General features: G+C 30.2%; 6 protein-coding genes. All 6 read left to right on the top strand.

Going from position 1 to position 6944, the window contains the following annotated elements:
* The first annotated feature begins 82 nt into the window (after nt 1–82).
* The 6 genes from rfbA (at nt 83) to BN350_RS10855 (ending at nt 6919) form a co-directional block, all read left to right on the top strand.
* Entirely contained in the window at nt 83–961 is an 879-nt protein-coding gene (rfbA, locus tag BN350_RS10880; RefSeq protein ID WP_028043622.1) for a glucose-1-phosphate thymidylyltransferase RfbA, read from the top strand.
* A gap of 1 nt (nt 962) precedes the next feature.
* On the top strand, nt 963–1535 hold the full coding sequence (gene rfbC, locus BN350_RS10875; protein ID WP_028043621.1) for a dTDP-4-dehydrorhamnose 3,5-epimerase: 573 nt from the start codon (nt 963–965) through the stop codon (nt 1533–1535).
* 4 nt (nt 1536–1539) lie between these two features.
* On the top strand, nt 1540–2568 hold the full coding sequence (gene rfbB, locus BN350_RS10870) for a dTDP-glucose 4,6-dehydratase (RefSeq protein WP_028043620.1): 1029 nt from the start codon (nt 1540–1542) through the stop codon (nt 2566–2568).
* A gap of 67 nt (nt 2569–2635) precedes the next feature.
* Nucleotides 2636–4423, top strand: coding sequence for a GH25 family lysozyme (locus tag BN350_RS20020; RefSeq protein WP_049945560.1), 1788 nt, complete (start codon nt 2636–2638; stop codon nt 4421–4423).
* Nucleotides 4424–4439: 16 nt separating this feature from the next.
* Nucleotides 4440–5282, top strand: coding sequence for a dTDP-4-dehydrorhamnose reductase (gene rfbD / locus BN350_RS10860; RefSeq protein ID WP_028043619.1), 843 nt, complete (start codon nt 4440–4442; stop codon nt 5280–5282).
* Between the two features lie 287 nt (nt 5283–5569).
* Nucleotides 5570–6919 (top strand): exopolysaccharide biosynthesis polyprenyl glycosylphosphotransferase, encoded by a 1350-nt coding sequence (locus BN350_RS10855; protein ID WP_028043618.1) that lies wholly within the window; start codon nt 5570–5572, stop codon nt 6917–6919.
* Nucleotides 6920–6944: the final 25 nt, after the last annotated feature.

Genomic DNA, 6944 nt, shown 5'->3' with positions numbered 1-6944 from the left:
CCAAAAATAACAAAACTAATTGACCATGACGTTACGTCATGGTTTATTATTTAAATATAGAAAATATTTGGAGGACATTAATATGAAGGGAATTATTTTAGCTGGTGGTAGTGGAACACGTTTATATCCTTTGACTCAAGTAACAAGTAAACAATTGTTACCAATTTATGATAAACCTATGATTTATTATCCATTGAGTATTTTAATGAATGCGGGAATCAAAGACATATTAATTATTTCTACACCTGATGATACACCGAGATTTCAAGAGTTATTGAAAGATGGACATCAATTTGGAGTGAATTTACAATATAAAGTACAGCCATCACCTGATGGATTAGCACAAGCTTTTATTTTAGGTGAAGAGTTTATTAACGGTGATAGTTGTGCAATGATACTTGGAGATAATATTTTCCATGGTCATGGTTTAACAAAGCGTTTAAGAGATGCTGCCAAAAAAGAAAAAGGAGCGACTGTATTTGGATATTATGTAGATGATCCAGAGAGATTTGGAGTTGTTGAATTTGATGAAACAGGGAGAGCTATTTCTATTGAAGAGAAACCTGAAAATCCTAAATCTAATTATGCAGTGACTGGATTGTATTTCTATGATAATAAGGTTGTAGAATATGCAAAGAGTATTAAACCTAGTGATAGAGGAGAACTTGAGATTACTGATTTAAATAGAATCTATTTAGAAAATAATGATTTAGAAGTGACTTTACTAGGTCAAGGATTTACTTGGTTAGATACAGGAACACATGAGTCTTTAGTAGATGCAACAAACTTTGTGAAAACTGTAGAGACACATTCTAATAGAAAGATTGCTTGTTTAGAAGAAATTGCTTATGATAATCAGTGGATTTCTAAAGAAGAACTATTAGAAGCTTGTGAACTATATAAGAAGAACCAATATGGTAAATATTTAAAGGATGTTTTAGAAGGGAAGTATATTGATTAATATGAAAGTAACTGAAACAAAGATACCAGGTGTATTGATTATTGATATTGATGTGAATGGAGATCATAGAGGATATTTCTGTGAAACATATTCTAAACCTAAATATGAAAAAATAGGTGTAACTGTTGATTTTGTACAAGACAATATGTCGTTTAGTGCACAAAAAGGAACATTGAGAGGTTTGCATTGGCAAAATCCCCCATATGCGCAATCTAAACTTGTCTCTTGTACAAAAGGGAAAGTGATTGATGTAGCAGTGGATATCAGAAAAGGTAGTCCTACATATGGTGATTGGGTTTCTGTAGAATTAAGTGCAGAAAATCATAGACAATTCTTTATTCCTCAAGGGTTTGCTCATGGGTTCTTAACATTGACTGATGATGTAGAATTTAGATATAAAGTTGATAATGTTTATAACAAAGAATCTGAAGGTGGTATGCGTTATGACGATCCTACTGTGAATGTAGACTGGGGAGGATTATTAAATGGAATAGAGCCTGTTCTAAGTGAAAAAGATAAAACAGGACCAACCTTAGAAGAATCAGATAATCAATTTGTATATGAAGGAGAATAGATAAATGAAGATATTAGTGACAGGTGGAGCAGGGTTTATTGGTGGTAACTTTGTTCATTATATGGTAGAGAAGTATCCAGATGATATGATTGTAAATTTAGATTTATTAACTTATGCTGGAAATTTAGAAACATGTAAACCAGTAGAAGGGAAACCAAATTATAAATTTGTAAAAGGTGATATTGCTGATAGAAAGTTTATTTTTGATTTGTTTGAAAAAGAAAAATTTGATGTTGTTGTGAATTTTGCAGCAGAATCACATGTAGATAGAAGTATTGAAGATCCTGAAAGTTTTGTCAGAACAAACGTCATGGGAACAACAACTTTGTTAGATGCATGTAATAAATATGGCATTACAAGATATCATCAAGTATCTACTGACGAAGTTTATGGTGATTTACCATTAGATAGACCAGATTTATTCTTTACAGAAGAAACACCATTACATACATCTAGTCCATATAGTTCATCTAAAGCTTCAGCAGATTTATTTGTCTTAGCTTATCATAGAACTTATGGGTTACCAGTAACAATTAGTAGATGTTCTAATAATTATGGACCATATCATTTCCCTGAAAAATTAATTCCTTTAATGATTTCAAGAGCATTAGCTGATGAATCATTACCTGTATATGGAAAAGGTGATAATGTAAGAGATTGGTTACATGTTTATGATCATTGTGTAGCTATAGACTTGATTGTCAGAAATGGTAAAGTTGGTGAAGTTTATAATGTTGGCGGACATAATGAACGTACAAACTTAGAAGTTGTACAAACTATCTTAAAGGCATTAGATAAACCAGAATCATTAATTAAATTTGTAGAAGATCGTAAAGGTCATGATAGAAGATATGCTATTGATCCTCACAAGTTAGAAACAGAATTAGGATGGAAACCAAAATATAACTTTGATACAGGTATACAACAAACAATTCAATGGTATTTAGATAATAAAGAATGGTGGCAAAACATTCTTTCGGGTGAATATCAGAATTACTTTGATAAAATGTATAAAGAAAAAGGAAGAGTATAATTTCAAAAAGTTATTTTCATAATAACTTTTTGTCTTTGAGATGTTTCTAAAAGGGGAAATGAATATAATGAAAAAATATTTAATAGCATCTGTTATCATTAGTTTTATAATCCTTCTTGTTAATCCAGTTAAAAATGTGTTGGCGGATGATATAGTTAATCAAGAACAACATGAAGGAATAGCAAATGCAGAACAACAAAAATATGATGATTGGATTAATGGAACTGATGAAAAATCTAGATTGTTTAATCAAGTAAGTATGTTTAGAACAAGTTCTTCTCCGTATTGGAAAGGAAGAAATTTTTATGATGCAAATGATAATTTATTTGGTATAAGTAATTCAAAAAAAATTATTGATATATCAAAGCATAATGGTAAAATTGATTGGCAAAAAGTAAAGAATTCTAAGGAAATTGATGGAGTTATTGTAAGATTAGGATATGGTTGGTATAGTGATCAAATTGATGAGCAAGCTAAAAATAATATTGATGCATTAAATAGATTAAACATCCCATATGGAGTATATCTTTATAGTTATGCTGCTAATGCAGATGAAGCAAAAAAAGAAGCTGATTTCTTTGCTTCACTTATAAAAAAGTTAAATGTAAAAAACACATATCCAATATATTATGATTTAGAAAATTGGTCTTATAAAGAGAATGGAGTAAAATTAACAGCTCCTAAGTCCACAAAAGTTTATGAACAAATTGTATCATCTTTTATGGATACAATGAAGAATCATGGATACACTGCTGATGTCTATAGCTATAGAAGCTATTTACAGGGAGTATTAAATAGTCCTAAAATTTTAAAGTATGTATCTTGGGTGGCTGCTTATACTAAAACATTAGGATATGTAAATCATGATTATACTAACGACTTATATGGATGGCAATATACTTCAAGTGGAAATGTGTCAGGCATTAATGGGCGTGTTGATATTAGTGCATTTAATAGTGAGGCAAGACTTTCATATACTGCACATTCTGAAAAATATGGGTGGCTAGATTCAGTAAATAAAAAAGAAGTTGCTGGAATTACTGGGGAATCCTTAAGATTAGAAGGACTAAAAATTAATATTGAAAATAAAAATATTAATGGAAGTATAAAGTACAGTACACACATTCAAGATATTGGATGGACTGCATGGAAACAGGATGGACAAATAAGCGGAACTACAGGAAAAGCATTACAGATTGAGGGCATAAAAATTAAGCTTGATGGAGATATATCAAATAAATATGATATTTATTATCGCTTACATATTCAAAATGAGGGTTGGCTAGAGTGGTCAAAAAATGGTGCTATCTCTGGTTCTGTGGGAAAGAAACTTCGTGCTGAAGCTATCCAAATTGAAATGGTGAAAAAAGGAGATGAGGCACCTGGAAAAACTATAAAGACGTCTTTTTATGGTGGATCAAAATTGAAATATTCTTCTCATGTACAAACATATGGGGACACTCCCTATGTATCTGAAGGAGCAATTAGTGGAACTGTTGGTAAAGCATTGAGGATGGAAAACATAAAAATAGATATAGAATCTTTATTGCAGAAAACAGGTATGTCAGGGAATATTTCCTATATAACACATGTACAAAATGATGGCTGGTTAAATTGGTCTAGTAATAATTCAGTGAACGGAACAAGTGGTAATGCTCTTCGGCTTGAAGCAATTAAGATAAAACTTACAGGAGAAATTTCAAATTATTATGATATATACTACAGACTCCATATTCAAAATAAAGGCTGGCTAAATTGGTCAAAAAATGGAGAGGTTTCTGGGACTATTGGTCAGTCACTAAGAGCAGAAGCAATTCAAATACAAATAGTTAATAAAGGAGCATATCCAATATAAGGTAGGTGAACATAAAATGAAAATATTGGTGACAGGTGTAAAAGGTCAATTAGGCTATGATATAGTTAATGAATGTCAAAAAAGAAATATAGAGGCAATTGGTGTGGATATTGATGAAATGGATATTACTAATGCAAAACAAGTTGATGAAGTGATTCATAACACTAATGCTGATGCAGTTATTCATTGTGCTGCATGGACCGCTGTAGATAAGGCAGAAGATGAAGTAGAGTTATGCAGAAAGGTGAATAGAGATGGAACTGAGAATATTGCAAATGTTTGTAAAGAGTTAGATATACCAATGATGTATTTTTCTACTGATTATGTTTTTAATGGATTAGGAGAAGAACCATGGAATGAATACGATTATAGAGAACCATTAAATGTTTATGGTCAAACAAAATATGAAGGTGAACTCATTGTTGAAAAGTTACCTAAACATTTTATTATTCGTATTTCATGGGTATTTGGATTGAATGGTAATAACTTTATTAAAACAATGTTACGATTAGGAAAAGAAAGAGGAGCAGTTTCAGTGGTTGATGATCAGATTGGATCACCAACTTATACATATGATTTAGCAAAGTTATGTGTAGATATGATACAAACACAAGAATATGGAACATACCATGCAACAAATGAAGGAATATGTTCATGGTATGAATTTGCATGTGAAATCTTTAAGCAAGCAGATATAGATGTCAAAGTGACACCGGTTGATTCAAATGCTTTTCCTGCTAAAGCAAAAAGACCATCTAATAGTCGTATGAATAAAGGTGAATTAGATAGACATGGATTTAACAGATTACCTACATGGCAAGATGCTTTAAATCGATACTTGAAGATAATTGAAGAATAGTGTAAAATTAAAGTGTACGCAAAAGTACACTTTAACAAACATCAGATGTTTATGTTATATAAGCATCTTTTTTTATTGAATAATCTATTTAATTTAACAATTTTTACCATACAAAAAAGTGTACTTTAAGGGATAAATGAATTGTCATATTTAATTTAAAATTGAAGGTTGTTGAATGACTCATAAACTGTTATAATATGACTAATGATGTAGAAATATGTTTTGACATTTAATCAATTATATGATTAAATGATATGAGTTCGATTTGGGAATGGGAGGCTTAATATATGAAAGAGAATTTTTATGCAGTTCTATTATTCATTATAGAGACATTCTTTTTCTATTTATTTAGCAGTGTTTTTCATTTAAATGATGGGATATTATGGCAAATAGGCGCCATTTGGTTTATTGTTATATTTATTTTTAAACATTACAAAATTGAGTCTACATTGGTATGGGATGAAATTAGGAGTGATGCAAAAGCATTTATATATTTTTGTGCATTGTCTCTTGTATTTATATACCCAAATTGGAATTATTTTCCAATAATCATATGTGTAGGCTTTTTTCAGTTCTTTGTTTCTGTATTTGTCAATAGATTATTAAGAATTATGTTAAGGAAGTGGTTAGCAAGAAAAACACTTGTTATTGGAACGGGCAATCATGCATATAGAATAGGAACTATTTCACATAATAATCGCTTTGCCTTGACAGATGTCACTGGATTTGTGAAAATGTATGATGAAGTATATGCTGATGAATTAAGAAAAAATGAAAAGTTTAATATTTATGAGTCTAGTGAGTTAGAAGAAATATTGATTCAAGAAAAGATTGATCAAGTAATTATCGCGATTCCAAATGCAACTAAAGACCAGATTGACAATGTTTCAAAACGAATATTTGGCAAAGTTAACATAGTAAAGATTTTGCCAGAACTTAATTTTACAATGACATTTAATTCTAAAGTTAATGATTATGATGGTGAATTACTTATATCTACATCTCGAGGTAAATTAGGATTTATAGAGAGAATTATTAAGAGAATCATTGATATTTGTGCGGGAATTGTTGGATGTGTTCTTTTGATTCCATTAACTTTATTTGTTTCTCATAAAAACAAGAAAAATGGAGATACAGAGCCTATTTTCTTTAAACAAGAAAGAATTGGTAAAGATGGAAAACCTATATACATTTATAAATATAGGTCTATGATTCCAAATGCTGAAAAAGTTTTAGAAGAATTAATGGAGAAAGATCCTGAAATCAAGAGAGAATATTTGGAAAATAAGAAATTAATAAATGATCCACGTATTACAGAAGTAGGACATTTTCTCAGAAAAAGTTCATTAGATGAATTTCCTCAATTCATAAATGTTATTAAAGGTGAAATGAGTTTGGTAGGACCACGGCCTTATTTACCTAGAGAAAAAATAGATATGGATATTTATTATGAATCTGTAATTGCTTGTAAACCGGGTATCACAGGAATGTGGCAAGCAAATGGAAGAAATGATATTGGTTTTAAAGATAGATGCCAATTAGACGATTATTATTATCGAAATTGGTCTTTGGGTTTGGATTTAGTTATTATTTATAAAACAGTAAAAAGTGTAATTTATGGAAAAGGCGCTTTATAACTTTTTCGTAAAGTATATTCATTAA

The organism is Candidatus Stoquefichus massiliensis AP9 (assembly GCF_000455285.1).
GTDB lineage: Bacteria > Bacillota_I > Bacilli_A > Erysipelotrichales > Coprobacillaceae > Stoquefichus > Stoquefichus massiliensis.
Note: the sequence above shows the minus strand (reverse complement) of the source record. Positions and strands in the feature narration are given on the sequence as shown.